The organism is Clostridium guangxiense (assembly GCF_021043395.1).
Classification (GTDB): Bacteria; Bacillota; Clostridia; order Clostridiales; family Clostridiaceae; genus Clostridium_S; species Clostridium_S guangxiense.
Genome location: NZ_JAJNKE010000015.1, coordinates 58,475 through 78,114, shown reverse-complemented (window position 1 = coordinate 78,114; position 19,640 = coordinate 58,475). Strand labels below are relative to the sequence as shown.

Sequence of the window (19,640 nt, the reverse complement as noted above, 5' to 3'; positions counted from 1 at the left end):
CTTTGTTTTAAATAAAAGAAATTTAATAATTTGAGCAAAAGATACATGTTTGTCAATTTGCAAGGAGGAATAAAAATGGATAATTTTAAATTTAATGCTTACACAGAAATGTTATTTGGAAAAGGACAAATTGCTAATTTACCAGAGGTTTTAAAAAGATATGGCAAAAACGTATTACTTGCCTATGGTGGAGGAAGCATTAAGAGAAATGGTATTTATGGTACAATTCAAAACTTATTAAAAGATTTCAATATCGTAGAATTAAGCGGCATTGAGCCAAATCCAAGAATTGAAACAGTAAGACGTGGAGTAGAGTTTTGCAGAGAAAATAAGGTTGATGTTATTTTGGCAGTAGGTGGTGGAAGTACAATTGACTGCTCAAAGGTAGTAGGCGCTGCGTACTATTATGATGGAGATGCATGGGATGTAGTTACTACACCAGCTAAAATAGGAAAGGTTTTACCTATAGTAACAGTTTTAACAATGGCTGCAACTGGTTCTGAAATGAATAAAAATGCAGTAATTTCCAAAATGGATACTAATGAAAAACTTGGAACAGCAGCTTGGAATATGATACCGCAGACATCTATCTTAGATCCAGAATACTTATATACAGTGCCAGCAATCCAAACAGCAGCCGGCTGTGCTGATATTATGTCACATGTAATTGAAGGATATTTTAGTAAAACAAAAGATGCGTTTGTACAGGATAAATTTGCAGAAGGTTTACTTCAAACTTGTATAAAGTACTGTCCTATTGCACTAAAAGAGCCTAAAAATTACGAAGCACGTGCTAATATCATGTGGGCAAGTTCCATGGCACTTAATGGACTTTGTGGAAGTGGAAAAATTGGTGGATGGACTTGTCATCCGATTGAGCATGAGTTAAGCGCATTTTACGATATTACACATGGTGTAGGGCTTGCAATAGTAACACCAAGGTGGATGAGATATATTTTAAATGAAGTAACAGTAGATAAATTTGATTCCTATGCAGTTAATGTATGGCATATAAAACCAAGTGAAGATAAGTTCGCACTTGCAAATGCAGGAATAGACGCCACGGAGAAATTCTTTAAAGATTGTGGTATTCCGATGACGTTAAGCAAACTTGGAATTGATAAATCAAACTTTAGGAAAATGGCTGAAGGGGCAGTTAAGCATGGTAGACTAGAAAATGCTTATGTTGCATTGAGCCCAGATGATGTATATAAAATTTTAGAAATGTGTATTTAGGATAAAGAGACGCATCAAATTAATTATATTGGTGCGTCTTTTTGTTTTTATCAAGAGCAAATCAACAAAAATAATGGCAATATTTTAGTATATTTTTATGAAAGTATATTAATTGTAAACAAATATTGAACTTTAACCCTTATTCTATTAAAATGTTATTAAATACCTTAGTTTTCGTTATGGAATAGTTTAGGGGGGATATTAATGACAGTAAAATTGCGAATTATGTATGCAATGAATAGAAAAATAAAGAAACAGTCAGAAAAAGTGTTTGAAGGTATATCTAAAGGCAGAAAAAAAGCTTTGGATAATTGGTTTAAGGATATATGGGTGCAGCTAGAAAATACCAGTAACATAATAAAAAATATTGAGGAAGAAGATACTAAACTCTCAGAGGAGATTAATATTAAATTGAAGCAGTATGAAAATTTTTGCGAATTTTTAATATTGGATAGTAATGGTATCGTAATAAATTCTACATATAAGGAGCATGTAGGCTATAATATGAGTCGGATTCCTAATTTTAAAAAGGGAATAAATAATGCAAAATATATGTATGGACCTTATGAAGATAAAGATACGTTGGATATAGATTTATCTAAAAAGAAGTTTGCAGATGAAGTAACTCTTATGTTTTCTGTTCCGTATTTAAGCTTTTCAGGTGAGAAAAGGATTCTAATGGGAAGAGTGCTTAATGATGATATGAGTAATGTAATTCAATATGAAGATACTCATGTATATAAGGATTCTGGTGATAATTATTTATTTATGATAAAAAATAGCAGAAACATATTACCTGGAACTGCTATTTCTAGAAGCAGATTTGAAGATGATACCTTTACTAAGGGAGATAATCTTAAGGATGGAGTTAAAACATCTAAATGGGGAATGGTAAAGATAAAAAAGCATACGGAATTTGAAGTTAGATTTACTGATCCTAAAACAAAGGAATTACATATTGGTGTGCAAAACACAATTAAAAATGGAGAAAATCTAGATACTTGGCCAGGTTATCCTGATTATAGACATATAATGGTCGGAGGAAAAGGAACTTTGATAAATCCTCCATATAGCGATGAAACATGGGGAATGATGTGTGAAGGTGACATAGCAGAAATTTATAATTTTAAGAGTTTAAATCTAAGGATACCGTTAATAGTATCAGTTACAGCAGCTGTAGTTATGATAGCAAGCATTTTTATAAATTCTTTAAAGCCGAATTCAAGAGGAATCGCTTCAATCATTACCTGGCTTGTGATAACTCTTGTAAGCTATATAGTGTCACAAAAACTTGTTGTTAAACCAATAAATAGAACAGTAGATATATTGCATGCTTTGGCTGAGGGAGAAGGGGACTTAACAAAAAGAGTAGACAAGCTTTCCTATGACGAGATAGGAGAACTTTCTAGATGGTTTAATAAATTTATTAATAACCAAATGACAATGATAAAGAGAGTTGACACTTCTTCTAGAACATCTATAAATTCTATTGGGATGGTGGCAAATTTAACAGGTAGTATCAAAGATAGTATGGAAGTAATTTCAAAAACCGTCGACAGCTTAGTAAAAGTTTCCAAAAGTCAGAACGATGCATTTCAAGGAACTAAAGAGCACATTAACGAACTTTCGGCAGCAATTCAGGAAACAGGAAGTCTTGTTAATGAGGTGACTGGAAAGGTCGTTAATACTAGTGAATACGCATTTAGGGCAAATGATTCTTCAAATAATGTACTTAATTCCATAAATAATCTGGAAAAAAGTATGAAAATATCTTTAGAGAAAATAACTTTGCTTCAAAACCATTCAAAGTCTATAACTAATGTTGTAACAGCAATTAATAGTATAAGCAAGCAAACGCAGATGTTAGCTTTAAATGCAACCATAGAGGCGGCTAGAGCTGGAGAAGCTGGAAAAGGCTTTGGAGTAGTAGCAAGTGAAATATCTAAGCTCGCAGTTGAAACTGAAGAGGCAACAAAGTCTATTGGCGAACTAGTTTCAAATATTCAAAGGGAAACTAATAATACGTTTAATGAAATTAGTAATATTGATTCAAAAGTATCAGATTCCACTGCTAGTGTAAAGGACACTATAAATTCATTTAAATACATTACGGATAATATAAAAGATATAAATGAAAATATGGATACAATGCTATTCATAACAAACAAGGAAAGCGAATACGTCAACAATATGGTTATAAGCATAAATGAATCAGCTGATAAAATAAATAAGAGAACAGAAAAAGGTGCAAGTAGAAGTGAAGAATCTTTGTTATTACTTCAAAATATGTTAAATGATACAACACGACTTAAGCATATAACAGATAACTTGGAGTATTCATCTAATAATCTTCAAGAAATGGTAGGTGCCTTTAAAGTTATATAGATAAAATAAAAAAGAAGAATGATATTTTATGGCGATAGGAAAAAGCAAGGTAGTAATTGTTGGAATGGGTTCTGTTGGGGCGGCAGTAGCATTTAATATAGTTATGAATCTGTTGTGTTTTGCATAAAATGGAACTTAAAGTTTTCGGTGCCACTAAACTACCTTAAATAAGTGCTTAAAAATTATATTAAATAATAGACAAGCATTTTAAAAAGGATTAAACTTTAATAAATACACTTTTAATGAAGGGAGAATTTTAGTGAAAAGCCGTAAGTTACTTAGAAGATTAGCTTTAATAATAGTAGTTTTAGTTATATCAGGCGCTTACTTTTCATTAAGCCACAAAAGCATTTTAGCTGCTGAAGTACAGAATAATCAAACGGTGAATGCTAAGAAGCTATTAAAAATTGTGTTTAATAAAGAGATATCTTTTGATGATAGTACTAAACAGGGAATTGCGATAAAAGATAGCAAAGGCAATTCTGTTAATATAACCCTTGACCTTGGAAAAGACAAGAAAGCCTTGTTAATTAATCCACCTGTGGGAGGGTATGTTCCAGGTAAAAAATACACTTTAGACATTTCAAAAAGTGTTCACAGTGATAATTTAAAACTATATAAAAGTGTAAGTACTCAGTTTAAGGTAAGTAATGAGAACATTCCTAAACCTACAAAAATAAATAGAGAAGCTAAATATGGAGATATAGTTGGTACTGCTTATAAATTTGATATATATCAGTATGAGCACTATGGAATTTACATTGGTGATAATAAAGTAATACATTATAGCAGCTCAGATGGCACTATGAAAAATGCTAAAATTGAGATAGGAAATATGGAAGAGAATTTTCCAAAAGGCAAATATTTTGTTCTCGACTTTGGAAATGATGCTAAGTTTTCACCAGATGCTACAGTTAAAAGGGCTAAATCTAGGCTAGGAGAAAAGAATTATAATTTAATTACTAATAATTGTGAGCATTTTGCAGTGTGGTGCAAGACCGATAATGCTAAGTCATACCAAATTGATAGCCTAAGTAGATCACAAATACAATTGCTTAAACAATATGCAGATACAGGAATAATACCGAGTAAAAATCTTTATTAGAATTTAGTTGTTTTTTAAATTAAAATTCTTGACAGCATAAAAAATGAGGAATATAATTATTAACAAGTTAAAGCAGTAAATACTAGGATTGAGAAAAGTAGGTTTTGTAGCATTTAGTAAGAGACTCATCATTTGCTGGGAGATGGGATTTGTGAAAAAATTGAAAATCACTCATGAGTAGTCCACTGAAGATATGTTTATTGTGTAAGTGTGGCCGGCAGCAACCGTTATATTGCCAGATATTAAAGGGGTTTTCCCGTAGATATTTTGAGGGGTTACTTTTTAAGTAGCAAATAGAGTGGTACCGCAGATTTCAGACTTTGTCTCTAAACAATTGAGATAAAGTCTTTTTATTTTATAAAATAAAGCTATCATTTTAAGTAAGTGCTGATTTTACACTTATTAAAAAAAGGCGAAAACGAATAATTGGGGGGCAAAAAATGAGCAGTTATAGTGTATTTTTACCAAGTTATAGTATAGGGGAGGATGTTTATAAGAAAATTCCTAAAATTTGTGAACCATATGGGAAAAAGGCAGTAGTAGTAGGTGGAAAAACAGCAATGGAAAAGGCCAAAGAAGCGCTTTTGGAAGGGGTTGAAGGTTCTAATATAGAAATATTAGATTTTGTATGGTTTGGGGGAGATTCTTCATATGAAAATGTAGAGATGCTGAAGAAAAATCCAGTAGTTGCAGGGGCGGATATGATATTTGCAGTTGGTGGAGGAAGAAGCGTGGATACAAGCAAAACAATGTGCGATCAAACAGGACAGGCATTGTTTGTATTTCCAACAATAGCTTCAAATTGTGCAGCCATAACAGCCACAACAGTAATTTATAATTCAAACCATGTATTTAAGGAACTGTATTTTCCAAAGAAACCTGCAACACATTGCTTTATTAACACTAAAATAATAGCAGAAGCACCAAGCCATTTTATTTGGGCAGGTATAGGGGATGCATTGTCCAAAGAATATGAATGTACATTTTCATCAAGAGGAGATGAGCTTGATCACACTAATCTTTTAGGTGTAGATATAAGCCGCAATTGTGTAGAACCGCTCCTAAAGTATGGTAAAAAAGCTTATGAAGATGTAAAAAACAATAGAGTATCATATGAATTAGAGCAGGTAATTCTCAACATAATAATTACTACGGGACTTGTCTCAGTTTTCGTAATAAATGATTATAATAGCTGTCTTGCACATTCTGTGTATTATGGCTGTACTACATTGGAGAAGATAGAAAAAAATCACTTACATGGTGAAGTGGTTTCTTATGGTGTTTTAGTTATGCTCACATGTGATAAACAATTTGAAGAGCGTGATAGAGTTTATAGTTTTAATAAGAGTATTGGACTTCCAACTCGTTTGGCTGATATTGAGGTTGAAGAAACGGATCTTGACAAGGTGCTCGATAAAGCAATGGAAACAGGAGATATAAAGCATGTTCCATATAAGATAACAAGGGAAATGATATATAATGCAATAATGGAATTAGAGAAGGTATCAAGGGGGCAATAAATTTAAGTTCTTATAAAGCAGGTCCTTCTGAGTGGATTAGTAATTCCAAAACTATAAATATGAAGAGAGAGGGACAGGTATTTTTTAGAGTATACAAACGTTCATATTAGTCCATACTAAAGGAAGCTTTGCTTTAAATAAGTATAAAAAAAGAGCAGTTATTTAAAGTAAAGCCTAATTACTAATTTGGCGGTGACATGCTATGAACTATATTAACGTATATAAAGAATTAGCTTTTATGTATAATCAAGACTATATAGAAAATTTCTTGGTATACTATTCTTCACCAGTAATAGCTGGGATAAAACCAGCAGTTACAATTACTATTAATAAAAATAATAATAAACTTTATTATACTTGGTCTAAATTTGGTTCTCAATTTCTCCAAAGCATAAATTTAAAGTATATTAGCTTGAGAGAAAATGAAAGCTTAATTATAATTTTCATTTATGATAAATATTTGCTAGAGAAACAATTAACATCAACATCATGTATATGTTTTTTAATAGAATTAGGTTATTCTTGCACTACAGAAATTGATGATTATTTAGATGAGCTTAAAAATAGATATGAAAAATGCCATTGCCCACATGAACTTGGAATATTTCTTGGAATTCCTTTAGAAGACGTTAAAGCTTTCATGGGATTAGATAATAAAAAATGTATGCTGTGCAGTTACTGGAAGGTATATTCTGATATAGATGGAGCAAAGGCAATTATTAGTAAACTTGATAAGGTAAAAGAGTTTACTATTAATGAGATGCTAGAAGGAAATTTATCTGGTGAGCTTGCTATGAAAATAAAAAATGCTTTTTATGAAAAGGCTATGTTCTAAAAAAGGTCAATAAAAATTTATACCATTAATGGATTTTAAACGTATAATATCAACATTTTTTAAACATAGCCAATGGTATTAAAGAAAGCTGTGTTTTAAATTAAATTTTAAATCTATTTACCTCATCATTAAGTTTATTTGTAACTTCATTTAGATTATTAGCGAAATTGGATACACTCTCAGAAGATGCATATAGCTCTTCTGATGATGCTGATATTTCTTCAGAAGATGCAGAAGTTTCCTCTGATATTGCTGTAAGAGAATCAATTTTAGTCAAAATAGTTTCTTTTGATTTCATAATTATTTCTATAGATTTATATGTATCATCTATTAAAGGAGTTACGCTTTTTATTGATGATAGCATAGATTCAAAGGCCGAAATTGTATTTGTTGCAGTAAGTGATTGAGTTTTAAAAGCTCCTTTAACATTGTTTGAGGTCGATATTACATTTTTTGTTTCCACGATTATATTGGTGATAAGGTTTTGTATTTGTTCAGCAGATTTTCTTGACTGTTCTGCTAACTGTTTAACTTCATTAGCAACTACTGCAAAGCCTTTTCCAGCTTCTCCTGCTCGTGCAGCTTCTATTGCAGCATTTAAGGCCAGCAAATTGGTTTGCTCTGATATTTCGTTTATTACTTCTGTTATTTCTCCAATTTTCGAAACACTGGAGTTTAAGTTTTCTACTTTTTCTGACACTGTCTCAAAAGCTTTATTAACATCAGTTATAGAATTGAAGAGTGTGTTTATTTCATCTTTACCTTCATTTGCCTTATTCTTTGTGATGTTTGAACTTTCATTAACTTTTGAAAGTTTATTATTCATAGTATCAAGCTCTTTTGCAAATTCAGATATTGTATTGGATATTTCAACAAGGTTATTTGCTTGCTCGGTAGTACCTTGAGCTACATCTTGTATGGCTCTTGCAACTTCATTTGAGGCATTTTTCATGTTGTCAGAGTTGGAATTTAATTCTGATGACATTTTATTAACTCTTAAGGTTTCATTTTTTATAGTTGAGATAGTATTCTTTAAATTTTCTGCCATATTTTTAAATGAACTTGCTAGTAAGCCTATTTCGTCTGTGGCGTTTACTTGTATTTCGTTATTCAATTCTCCATCGGCAATTCGTTTTGAAACACCAACTAAATCTTTTAAAGGGACGATTATTCCTTGTGATATTTTAACAAGCATGAATAAGAATAAAATAAAAGCTATAATGGATATTAAAGTTATAATAAATATAGTTTTATAAACTGTTGTCTCTACATTTTTCATTGACATACCTATGTCTACAGCGCCAATTAGCTGTCCGTTTTTGTGTACTGGTACAATTATATCGTAAACATGAGTAGCATAATCGGTATATTGAGAAGCGTATATTTTCCCAGTAGATATAGCAGTTTTGCTTCCAGCATCTTTTAAAGTTTTTCCTAATTCTTTTTTATTACTGTCTGCTTCTACTTTTAAATCTTTATTCATATATAAAGCATATACTATGGATTTATCTTTAACTACATCATCTATTAAGGCTTGAGATCTAAGATCATCTGTCAACTTTTGTACCTTATTTGCTAGAATTCCTATTTGGACAAGGCCACCGCTAGAATTTCTTATGTATCCATATTTATAATAATTATTATTGTCAACACTTTTTCTTATGTTCTCCATTAATTCTTCTCTTTCACCTATTAGAACAGGATAGCATATATCTTTACTGCCAAATGGACTTGATACTAAACTGCTTTCTAGATTTGAATATATTATTTTACCTGATGTATCTGTAACATTTATTTCATCTACGTTAAATTGTTTTGCTAGAGTTTTTAGATAGTTATTGTTTATGATATTTTTGTTTGCGTTTATAAATGTTCCGAGAGTTTTAATTTTGTCCTCAATGGATTCATTTAAGGTATCTATTGAGGCATTGTTTCTCCCCATATCCCTAGATATTTGATTTGCCATATTAATTCCATCAGATTCCATTTGAGATAAAAGCTTATTTTTAGCTATTCCTATTGATACAGAAGCTATAGCTACTATAATTACAAACATCATGATAATAGGTACGAATAAAATCCTTACCTTTATAGAATTATTTGCTTTTTTTTTCATTATTAATATCTCCTTTTATTAAACAAGATGAATATTTAAAATTTTATAAAATTACATTATAATTATACTACTTATTCAAATATAAAACACTGTAAAAAATACAAAAAGTATCAAAATATGATTGCTTTTTTACAGCAAACTTGGGCACATTTTGATACTTTTTGTGCTAAAGCTCTCTCTTTATTCTTGTTAGTGTCGTTTATAGTAATATAAAATAAATAAAAATATAATTATTGCAAGAATAACCATTGACATAATTGAATTGTATATCTAGAATTAATTAAGTAAAATACTCAAAAGATGTGTAATAAATTTAAATGATGTATGGAGGAAAAAAATGAGTAATAGTCAAATGTTTACCCATATTAATGGAGAATTGGGTTTAATTGTATTGGAGAGCTGCAAGGAACTAGGGGAAAAAATTAATGAACAAATTAAAGCAAGAAGAAAGGCAGAGGGAACTTTCTTATTGCCAGCCAAAGAAATTCGTTTTTCTAATGGAGAAGGAAAAGTAAAGCTTACTGAATCGGTCAGAGGAAAAGATATTTATATACTTTGTGATATAGGAAATTATAGTTGTACATATAGCATGTTTGGAATTGAAAATCACAAAGGACCAGATGAACATTTTCAGGATATTAAAAGAACTGTATCTGCTATAAGAGGAAAAGCTAGAAGAATAACAGTTATTATGCCACTTTTATATGAATCAAGACAGCATAGAAGAAAAGGAAGAGAATCTTTAGACTGTGCATTAGCACTTCAAGAGTTAGAGAGATTAGGAGTACAAGAAATATTAACCTTTGATGCCCATGATCCAAACGTTCAAAATGCAATTCCATTATTGTCATTTGAAAATTTATACCCAACATATGATATTTTAAAAACTATTATAACAGAAGAAAAAAACATAGAAATACATAAAGACAATATGCTTGTCATAAGTCCAGATACAGGTGCAATGGATAGAGCTATATATTATTCAAGTGTACTTGGTGTAGATGTTGGATTATTTTATAAAAGAAGAGATCATTCAACTATTGTAAATGGGAAAAATCCTATTGTTAAACATGAGTATATGGGAAGAGATGTTGAAAATCAAGACGTTTTAATAGTTGATGATATGATAGCATCTGGAGAATCAGTTCTTGATATAGCAAAAGAATTAAAATCAAGAAAAGCAGGAAATGTTTATATTGCAACTACTTTTGCGTTTTTTACTGAAGGCCTGGAAAAATTCCAGAAGTATTATGATAATGGTATAATAACTAGAGTTTACTCCACAAATTTAACATACATATCACCGGAGCTTAAAAAGGCTGAATGGTTTAGAAGCGTTGATATGTCAGAGTTTATAGCAAGAATAATAAATAGATTAAATAAGGATCAATCAATTGCTAAATTTATGGATGCAACATATGTAATACAGGAACTTCTAAAAAATAAAGCAAATAAATAAATACATAAGTATAATAAAAGTAAAGTTAATTTGATAAAAAACTAGGTAATTTAATTGCCTAGTTTTTTTTATTTACAGTAAATGGTATTGACGGAAGCATAAACTTGAATTATCATGAAATATAACGAATTGAATTTTCTGAACAGTTAATAAATTTAATGAATGAGGTGAAGAGATGAGTAAAGCAAAATGGGCAATATTAGGACCTGGAAATATTGCAGAAGAGTTTGTTAGAGCTTTAATGGAAAGTAATGCGGAAATATATGCGGTTGGATCACGATCCTATGCGAGAGCAAAGAAGTTTGCTGACAGTTATAATATAAAAAAGGTTTATGGTAATTACGAGGATATGTTAAGAGACGATGAAATAGATGTGGTTTATATTTCAACTCCTCATTGTAATCATTATTACTACATAATGGAGAGCCTTAAAAATAATAAAAATGTACTGTGTGAAAAGGCTATAACTGTTAACGGAAAGCAGCTTAAAAAATTAATTGATTTAGCAGAAAAAAATAAACTAATTCTGGCAGAGGCTATGACTATATATCATATGCCATTATATAAAAAGCTGCATAATATTGTTGCATCTGGGCAAATAGGAAAGCTTAAAATGATTCAGGTTTCATTTGGAAGCTGTAAAGAGTATGATGTAAAAAGTAGATTTTTTAATAAAGAATTAGCAGGAGGTGCTCTTTTAGATATTGGAACATATGCACTTTCATTTGCAAGATATTTCTTATCAAGCAATCCAAATGAAGTTTTGACTACAGTGAAAAAGTTTGAAACAGGGGTAGATGAAGAGTCTGGAATAGTGCTTAAAAATTCCATGGATGAGATGGCAGTTATTTCGCTTACAATGAGAGCAAAAATGCCTAAAGTAGGGGTTATTGCAGGAGATCTAGGATATATAACTGTGGAGGATTTTCCAAGAGCGGACAAAGCGGTTATAAACTACAATGATGGCAGAACAGAGGTTTTGCAGGTTGGAGAAAAACCAAAAGCGTTAAATTACGAAATTGAATATATAAATAGCTGCATTAGTAATGAATTCAATGAAAATACTTTAAATTTATCTGTTGATGTAATGAATATAATGGATGCAATTAGAAAGCAGTGGAAAATAAAATATCCTTTTGAATAATAATTATATGTTTAAAAAATAGTAAATAATTAAGGTGTAGATGGAATATTAATAAAAAATATAAATCCATCTACATTTTTTTATAGAAAAGAATTAAATTTATCATAAACAGCCAAAATATAATAAATAAAAATTTTATTATAATGAATTGGAGGAATTTAAGTGGCGGATAAGAATGTTGTAAAGATTATTCCATTAGGTGGGCTTGGAGAAATAGGAAAAAATATAACAGCAATTAAGTATAAAGAAGAGATAATAGTAATAGATTGTGGAGTGGCTTTTCCAGATGAAGAAATGTATGGGGTTGATATGGTTATTCCAGATATAAGCTACTTAATTGATAATATGGAGAAGGTAAAAGGTATATTTCTTACGCATGGGCACGAGGATCATATAGGCTCGCTTCCTTATATTTTAAAGCAAGTAAATGTTCCTGTTTATGGTACTAGGTTGACTTTAGGGTTAGTTGAAAATAAATTAAAAGAACATAGTATGGTTTCAGATTGTACTTTGAATTGTGTAGAAGCTGGAGATATAGTAAGAACAGATAATTTAAAGGTAGAGTTTATAAGAAATACCCACAGCATAGCTGATTCATGTTGCCTTGCAATTCATACTCCTATTGGGCTAATATTTCACACTGGAGATTTCAAAATAGATTATACTCCAATTGATGGTCTTGGCACAGATTTGGAGCGTATAGCAGTTCTTGGGAAAAAGAAGGTTTTGCTTCTTATGGCAGATAGCACTAATGTAGAACGTAAAGGACATTCGCTTTCTGAAAAATCTATAGGAGTAAAGCTTAAGAGAATTTTTTCGGAAGCCAAAGGAAGGGTTATTGTAGCTACATTTGCTTCGAATATACATAGAATGCAGCAAATAATTAATGCTTCCTTGGAATATGGGAGAAAAGTAGCTTTTAGTGGAAGAAGTATGGAAAACGTATCTGAAGTAGCAACATCACTTGAATATTTACACATTCCAGAAGGAGCAGCTATAAATATTGATGAAATAAATAATTATCCTAATGAAAAAGTAACTATAATAACAACAGGAAGTCAAGGAGAACCTATGTCAGCTCTTGCAAGGATAGCATTTGGAAATCATAGAAAAATAAAAATAGAGTCAAAAGATTTGTTTATTATTTCTGCATCTCCAATACCAGGAAATGAAAAGTTAATATCTAGAGTAATTAACAAGCTTCTTAAAGGTGGTGCTAAAGTAATATATAAAGCTTTGGAAGACGTCCATGTGTCAGGGCATGCATACCAAGAGGAATTAAAATTAATGCATACTTTGGTCCATCCTAAGTACTTTATGCCAGTTCATGGAGAATATAGACATTTAAAATTTCATGCTGAACTTGCAGAAAGTATGGGCATGAAGAAGGAAAATATATTTATTATGGAAACAGGGCAGGTATTAGAATTATCTAGTAAAAAGGCAATTGTTTCAGGAAAAGTTCGTACAGGAGACGTCTTTGTGGATGGACTTGGAGTAGGTGATGTAGGAAGCCTAGTCCTTAGAGATAGAAAACATTTAGCTAAAGATGGTATTTTAACAATAGTTGTAACCATAGAGAGAGATACGCACAGCATCATAGCTGGACCAGATATAATTACTAGAGGTTTTGTATATGTAAAGGAATCAGAAAATTTAATTAATGAAGCTAAAGAAATATCAAGAAGGGAACTTGATAACTGTCTTAAAAATGAGATTATTGAATGGTATATTTTGAAGGATAGCACGAAGAGAGCTGTGGAAAAGTTTTTATATGGGAAGACAAAAAGAAGGCCAATAGTTCTTCCAATTATCATGGAAATTTAAAAAGATTGTGAAGGAACAATGCTTCGTCACATACACATACGCGGGGTTTGGCGTAAGACCATTATCCTTATAGAATAATATAAAAGCACTTTTAATAAAATTCTATAAATCTAAGGTAACAATTTTAGGAGAGTGCTTGCTTTAGCTTCTAGAAGGATAATGGGCAAGGCTAAAACCTCGTGCATGTTTACTTGCTGAAAAAATGCTCAAACATACGAATCTATTTACCTTGCTATCTTTGTGTGATATAATTATTATCATAACTGAATACGTATACAAGCATTATGCTAATGGGTTGACATACAAAAATTTAGCTTATATATGTTTTTTATGTAATATAGATAAGCAAGCTGAAAGCTTTAAATTACTAATACCAAATTTATGCTGTTAAATTATGGCTTAACTCAGAGTACAACTGACAGAGTACAGAGTACAGTTAATGTTGATTTACCTTTCGTTTCTCTCAGGTAAATCCTAGAACTTATTATCAGCTGCGCTGAATATTGTATTTTAAGCCATGCGCAAGCATTAAGTTTAAGATTTTTCGAAGCATAGCGGAGAAAAATCATCCTTCACTGTCCTCTGTCAATTGTACTCTGTACTCTAAGTAAAATGCTAGTTTTCTAGGATAAATTTGGTGTTGGGCATTTCAAATTTTCAAGTTGTCTATCTATATATTAATTGTGACGGAGGAATATATATGAATTTATACAGACCTATTTATCATTTTATGCCGGAAAAAAATTGGATGAACGATCCTAATGGAGTTATTTATTATAAAGGTGAATATCATCTTTTTTATCAGTATAATCCATATGGAAGTGAATGGGGAAATATTCATTGGGGACATGCTAAGAGTAAAGATTTAGTTCATTGGAAGCACTTGCCTATAGCACTTTATCCTTCTAAAGACAAAGGAGAAATTCATTGCTTTTCAGGATGTGCAGTAATTAACGGAGAAAAGCCTACAATTTTTTATACGAGCATAGGAGAAGGAGAAAGAAATCCAGAAATAGGAGCGCAGCAGTGGTCAGCCGTAAGCGAAGATAATATGCTTACATGGAGAAAGTCTGAAGAGAATCCTATTATGACAAGTAAAATCAATGGTGATATTGAGATTAAGCATTGGAGAGATCCTTTTGTATGGAATGAAAATGGAAAATGGTTTATGGTTTTAGGTGGCAGTCATAATAAGAAAGGTTGTGCTTTAATATATAAATCACAGGATTTAAAAAAATGGGAGTTTCTAAATATACTTTGTGAAGGAGAAGATGTTCTTTGGGAATGTCCTAACTTTTTTAAATTAGGCGATAAGTATGTTTTAATTGTTTCACCTGATGGGCAGGTCGAATACTATATTGGAACATTAAATAGTGAATACAAGTTTATACCAGAATTTAAGGGGATTTTAGATTATGGTGGGTGGGAAGGTTTTTATGCCCCCAATTCATTAGTTGATAATGCGGGAAGGCGCATAATGATTGCATGGATGCCGGAACATTCAAGAGGAGAATTTGATGAATGTGGCGATTGGGCAGGTGTTCAATGTCTTCCAAGGACACTAGAAATTAAAGACAATATGCTGCGTATTAAGCCTGTAAAGGAGTTTGAAGTTTTAAGAAAAGAACATGAAAAGTATGAAAATTTTGTTTTGGAATCAACCTTAATTCCTAAAACAAAAGGAAAAGCACTTGAAGTAATTATTGAGGCAGAAATGGAGGAAGGCATGTGCTTTTCAATAGATGTATTAAGTTCAAAGGATGAAGAGGAAAAGACCTCTATAAAATATGAATATGATACTGAAAGCTTTTATATAGACAGAAGCAAATCTAGTATTTCTGATAAATGCCATAAATCTATTGTTAAAGGGAATATTAAATCTAGAAAATATGATACATTAAAGTTGCAAGTTTTTGTTGATTATTCTACTGTAGAGGTATTTGCAAATGATGAAAAAGTTATATCAGCTAGAGTATATGCTGTTAGGGAGGACAGCGAAAATATCAAGGTTTCTACATTAAAAGGAAAAAGTTTAAAGGTAAAATCTCTTGATATTTGGAAAATGAGTTCAATTTTAGAATAATGTAATTTATTTTATAACAATAATATGCTATTATATACCCATGCAGGGTATTTGATAGCATATTGTTTATTATGATTGGAGGAAATGGTAATGGATATTAACAGTTTTACAGTACTGAATAATGGTGTAAGGATGCCATGGGTTGGTTTTGGGACCTTCAAGATTAAGGATAAAAATACAGCAGTTAGTTCAGTTAAAGAGGCTTTAAGATTGGGATATAGGCATATTGATACAGCTGCTATATATGGTAATGAGGAAGCTGTTGGAGAAGCTATAAAAGAGAGCAGTGTTAAAAGAGAAGATATATTTTTAACAAGTAAGCTTTGGAATACTGAACATGACTATGATAAAGCTTTAAACGCTTTTGATGAATCTTTAAGAAAGTTAGGAACAGATTACCTTGATCTTTATTTAATTCATTGGCCACAAAAATCAAATACTGAGCCATGGAAGGCATTGGAAAAGCTATACAAGGAAGGAAGAATAAGGGCTATAGGTGTAAGTAATTTTAAAGTTCATCATTTAGAAGAGCTTATAAACGAATGTGATATTGTACCAACAGTAAATCAAGTTGAATATCATCCACAGTTTCCACAAACGGAAGTACATGAATTCTGTAAGAAACATAAGATTCAGCTTGAAGCATGGGGACCATTAATGCAGGGAAAAATATTTGAAATCCCACTTATGAAAGAATTATCAACAAAATATGGAAAGACAATTTCACAGATAGCATTAAAATGGGATTTGCAAATGGGAGTTATAACTATTCCTAAATCTTCAACAAAATCTAGAATAAAAGAAAATATGGATTTATATAATTTTGAAATATCTGCTGAGGATATGAAAAAAATAGAAACATTAAATACTGGCAAAAGAATAGGACCAGACCCAGATACTATTGATTTTTAAGATATATAGATGAGCAACTTGAAACATAGAAATTATCGCTACCAAATGTATCCTATTAAATTACAGTTTGTCGAGCACTATAGTGAAGGGTTTTAACTCACTTCGTTTGTTAAAAGATTAAGGTTTTCTCTATGCGCAAGGTGAATGGTTTTACGGTGCTGTGCACGTAAAAGGTGAACTTTTTTATCTTCAATAAAAAGCTAAGGTTGATTTTCCTCCGTTTTCCTACGGAAAATCTTTAACGTATTTAAATTATTTATTTTTCGTAGAGAAACGGAGAAAAATATTCCTTAACCTTTTGCCGTGGCAAAAACCTTCACCTTTGACAAGCAAAGCTATGTCAAACCCTTCACTTTTCACATAAGTGAAAAAGTTAGTTTTTTAATGAGCAGGGCGAATTAAAACCCTTCACTCAGCTCGACAAATTCCAGTTTGTAAGGATAAATTTGGTATTGGTAATTTAAATATTTTAGCTTGTTTATCTATAGTGAAACTAGCTCAAATACAAACTATATATGCACTATAATCCTTTGAAGGTTGGTATTTTGGTACATAAATAGTTTAAGTTTCGCAATGTTTCCACTATATAAGAGGTGATGCAAATGAGGAGTGTAATTATTTTTAATTTGTCATTTTATAATTTTATATTTTATTTTGCAATTTATGCTTTCTTGGGATGGTGTCTTGAAGTTGCATATGCGGCATTAAATACTGGAAAGTTTGTAAATAGAGGCTTTTTAAATGGACCTGTTTGTCCTATATATGGCTTTGGAGTTGTTTTTATCATAATCTTACTTAGTTCCATTAAAAATAATGTTATTATGCTATTTATTGGAGCTATTTTTATAACATCATTTATTGAATATATAACAGGATTTATTTTAGAAAGGATATTTCATAATAGATGGTGGGATTATTCTGATATGCCATTTAACCTCAAGGGATACATATGCCTTAAATTTTCGCTGGGTTGGGGAATTGCAAGTGTTTTTGTCATTAAAATTGTACATCCATTGGTTTATGATTTAGTAAATTTTATTCCGGAGTTAGTGGGAATTATACTTATAATAATAGTGATAATTTGTTTTATAGTAGATATTGTATCGGCAGTTGAAACTGTACTTAAATTGAATGTTAGAATTAGAAAAATCGATGAAGTATCAATAAAAATGAAAAATAGGTCAGATGCTTTAGCAGAAGAAATAGCAAGAAATACGATAGAATTGAAGAAAAGGTATAATGAAAATTCAGTTGAATTTAAGCAGAAATATGAAAACAATATAGTTGAAGTTAAAAATAAATATAAGGCAGAAATTAGAGAACTTAGGTACAACTACAATAAGCTTACAGAGAGAAAGCACATACTTCAAAGAAGAATTCTTAAGGCTTTTCCAAATATAAAATCAAAAAGATACTTTGGAGCACTTGAGGAATTAAAGAAGAAAATTTAATTCGGTTCACAATTCATACTTCATTGTGAATTGTGCACTGATTTAAGTTTCAAGTTGTGTATTCATTGACACTGCGATTTGAGTGCGTTACAATATAAAAGAGAACGGAGGTTTTCTAATGCAGTATTTAAAGGATGAGGTTAGAGAAAAAATACTTAAAGAGGCTTTAAAGGAATTTGACAAAAGTGGATATGAAGGAGCGTCTATAAGAAATATAGTTAGAAATGCATCCACGTCAGTAGGAAATTTTTATAAGTATTTTCAAAGTAAAGATGATCTATACGAAAAACTCATAGGATCCGTGTATTATGATCTTATAGGATATTTGGAGAAGTTTGATAAAGTTAAATTTGATGATAACACAGAAAATATTTGTTATTGGCTTATTGATAAAATGGTTAATATGATGAAGAATAACAGCGTGGAAATTTCAGTGCTTATAAATAAAAGTTTAGGGTCTAAATATGAGAATTGTAAAACTACATTTGTGGATTATGTAACTAATACGGTTACTAAAAACATAGAATATCAATTAGGACTAAATAAAAAAAGGCTTAAAGATAATTTTATTATATATATCCTTTCTTGGAGTCTTATAGAAGGTGTCGCTGTAATTGTGGAAGAAAAAAAAGAAGGAGAAGAAGTAAGAAAATATATTCTTAACCTTGTTGAAATTTTTTATAGTGATATCATAAATAAAGTTGAAAGTGAGGAGGTGTAATTTTTTATTTTAAATATATCTATATGTACTTATAGACGCTTTGTTTTAAATAAGTGTAAAAATCAATACTTATTATTTAAAACAAAACTTTATTATTTCAATTAAAAGAGAACCATGGTTCACAAGATGGAGGCGAGATATGAATAGTTTTATAGAATTAAAGAATGTAAAAAAGACCTATACTATGGGCGAAGTTGTAATTAAAGCAGTAGACGATGTTTCTTTTTCAATCGATAGAGGAGAATTTGTTATTGTACTTGGCGCTAGTGGTGCAGGAAAATCCACAATATTAAATCTTCTAGGTGGAATGGACCAAGTTACTAGTGGAAGCATACATGTGGATGGCAGTGAAATAAGCAAATACAATAAAAAAATGCTCACAAAATACAGACGTGAAGATATTGGCTTTGTATTTCAATTTTATAATTTAGTTCAAAATTTAAATGCAGTTGAAAATGTTGAATTAGCAGTAGAAATATGTAAGGATTCAATTAAGCCTGAAGAAGTTCTTAAAAATGTTGGGCTTGAAGATAGAATGAAAAATTTCCCCGCACAACTTTCAGGAGGAGAACAGCAAAGAGTATCTATAGCTAGGGCTTTGGCTAAAAAACCTAAACTTCTTTTGTGTGATGAGCCAACAGGTGCACTTGATTATAACACTGGAAAATCCATATTGAAACTTCTTTCAGACACATCAAGAGAATACAATATGACAGTAATAGTTATAACTCACAATTCTGCAATAGCTCCAATTGCAGATAAAATAATAACTGTAAAAAGTGGAAAAGTAGAAAGTGTAAAGAAGAATCATAATCCAGTTCCTATAGAAAGTATTGAGTGGTAATT

At 30.8% G+C, this 19,640-nt stretch carries 14 protein-coding genes and 1 other annotated feature; of the genes, 13 read left to right on the top strand and 1 reads right to left on the bottom strand.

The annotated features are described in order from the left end of the window. Positions 1 to 75 precede the first annotated feature (75 nt). The 5 genes from LQK79_RS10670 to LQK79_RS10650 all read left to right on the top strand — a co-directional run bounded on the left by LQK79_RS10670 (position 76) and on the right by LQK79_RS10650 (position 7,081). Positions 76 to 1,236 carry an iron-containing alcohol dehydrogenase gene (locus LQK79_RS10670; RefSeq protein WP_231016523.1) on the top strand — a complete coding sequence of 387 codons (1,161 nt, stop codon included), beginning with the start codon at positions 76 to 78 and terminating at the stop codon, positions 1,234 to 1,236. A gap of 204 nt (positions 1,237 to 1,440) precedes the next feature. Beyond that, complete coding sequence (locus LQK79_RS10665) at positions 1,441 to 3,621, top strand: methyl-accepting chemotaxis protein (RefSeq protein WP_231016522.1); 2,181 nt, start codon at positions 1,441 to 1,443, stop codon at positions 3,619 to 3,621. A gap of 259 nt (positions 3,622 to 3,880) precedes the next feature. Beyond that, on the top strand, positions 3,881 to 4,726 hold the full coding sequence (locus LQK79_RS10660) for a lecithin retinol acyltransferase family protein (protein ID WP_231016521.1): 846 nt from the start codon (positions 3,881 to 3,883) through the stop codon (positions 4,724 to 4,726). 75 nt (positions 4,727 to 4,801) lie between these two features. After that, positions 4,802 to 5,057: a binding site (T-box leader), on the top strand. Between the two features lie 109 nt (positions 5,058 to 5,166). Next, the gene (locus tag LQK79_RS10655) at positions 5,167 to 6,246 is read left to right on the top strand and encodes an iron-containing alcohol dehydrogenase family protein (protein ID WP_231016520.1); all 1,080 of its coding nucleotides are present in this window, start codon (positions 5,167 to 5,169) and stop codon (positions 6,244 to 6,246) included. A 202-nt stretch (positions 6,247 to 6,448) separates the two neighbouring features. After that, the gene (locus LQK79_RS10650) at positions 6,449 to 7,081 is read left to right on the top strand and encodes a DUF3793 family protein (RefSeq protein ID WP_231016519.1); all 633 of its coding nucleotides are present in this window, start codon (positions 6,449 to 6,451) and stop codon (positions 7,079 to 7,081) included. 100 nt (positions 7,082 to 7,181) lie between these two features. On the opposite strand, the gene LQK79_RS10645 is transcribed toward LQK79_RS10650, so the two are convergent. Beyond that, positions 7,182 to 9,197 (bottom strand): methyl-accepting chemotaxis protein, encoded by a 2,016-nt coding sequence (locus LQK79_RS10645; RefSeq protein WP_231016518.1) that lies wholly within the window; start codon positions 9,195 to 9,197, stop codon positions 7,182 to 7,184. A 337-nt stretch (positions 9,198 to 9,534) separates the two neighbouring features. Here LQK79_RS10645 and LQK79_RS10640 point away from each other — a divergent pair, with 337 nt between their 5' ends. The 8 genes from LQK79_RS10640 to LQK79_RS10605 all read left to right on the top strand — a co-directional run bounded on the left by LQK79_RS10640 (position 9,535) and on the right by LQK79_RS10605 (position 19,638). Beyond that, the gene (locus tag LQK79_RS10640) at positions 9,535 to 10,656 is read left to right on the top strand and encodes a ribose-phosphate pyrophosphokinase (protein ID WP_231016517.1); all 1,122 of its coding nucleotides are present in this window, start codon (positions 9,535 to 9,537) and stop codon (positions 10,654 to 10,656) included. 175 nt (positions 10,657 to 10,831) lie between these two features. Continuing rightward, on the top strand, positions 10,832 to 11,800 hold the full coding sequence (locus tag LQK79_RS10635) for a Gfo/Idh/MocA family protein (RefSeq protein WP_053241729.1): 969 nt from the start codon (positions 10,832 to 10,834) through the stop codon (positions 11,798 to 11,800). Positions 11,801 to 11,962: 162 nt separating this feature from the next. Beyond that, the gene (locus tag LQK79_RS10630) at positions 11,963 to 13,627 is read left to right on the top strand and encodes a ribonuclease J (RefSeq protein ID WP_053241730.1); all 1,665 of its coding nucleotides are present in this window, start codon (positions 11,963 to 11,965) and stop codon (positions 13,625 to 13,627) included. A 700-nt stretch (positions 13,628 to 14,327) separates the two neighbouring features. Next, positions 14,328 to 15,710 (top strand): glycoside hydrolase family 32 protein, encoded by a 1,383-nt coding sequence (locus tag LQK79_RS10625; protein ID WP_053241731.1) that lies wholly within the window; start codon positions 14,328 to 14,330, stop codon positions 15,708 to 15,710. Between the two features lie 84 nt (positions 15,711 to 15,794). Then, positions 15,795 to 16,622: an aldo/keto reductase gene (locus LQK79_RS10620; protein ID WP_231016516.1), complete on the top strand. Its 828-nt coding sequence runs from the start codon at positions 15,795 to 15,797 to the stop codon at positions 16,620 to 16,622. Positions 16,623 to 17,224: 602 nt separating this feature from the next. Further along, on the top strand, positions 17,225 to 18,073 hold the full coding sequence (locus LQK79_RS10615; RefSeq protein ID WP_053243370.1) for a putative ABC transporter permease: 849 nt from the start codon (positions 17,225 to 17,227) through the stop codon (positions 18,071 to 18,073). 118 nt (positions 18,074 to 18,191) lie between these two features. Next, complete coding sequence (locus LQK79_RS10610) at positions 18,192 to 18,794, top strand: TetR/AcrR family transcriptional regulator (RefSeq protein WP_053243369.1); 603 nt, start codon at positions 18,192 to 18,194, stop codon at positions 18,792 to 18,794. A 139-nt stretch (positions 18,795 to 18,933) separates the two neighbouring features. Further along, positions 18,934 to 19,638 (top strand): ABC transporter ATP-binding protein, encoded by a 705-nt coding sequence (locus LQK79_RS10605; RefSeq protein WP_053243368.1) that lies wholly within the window; start codon positions 18,934 to 18,936, stop codon positions 19,636 to 19,638. Positions 19,639 to 19,640 lie beyond the last annotated feature (2 nt).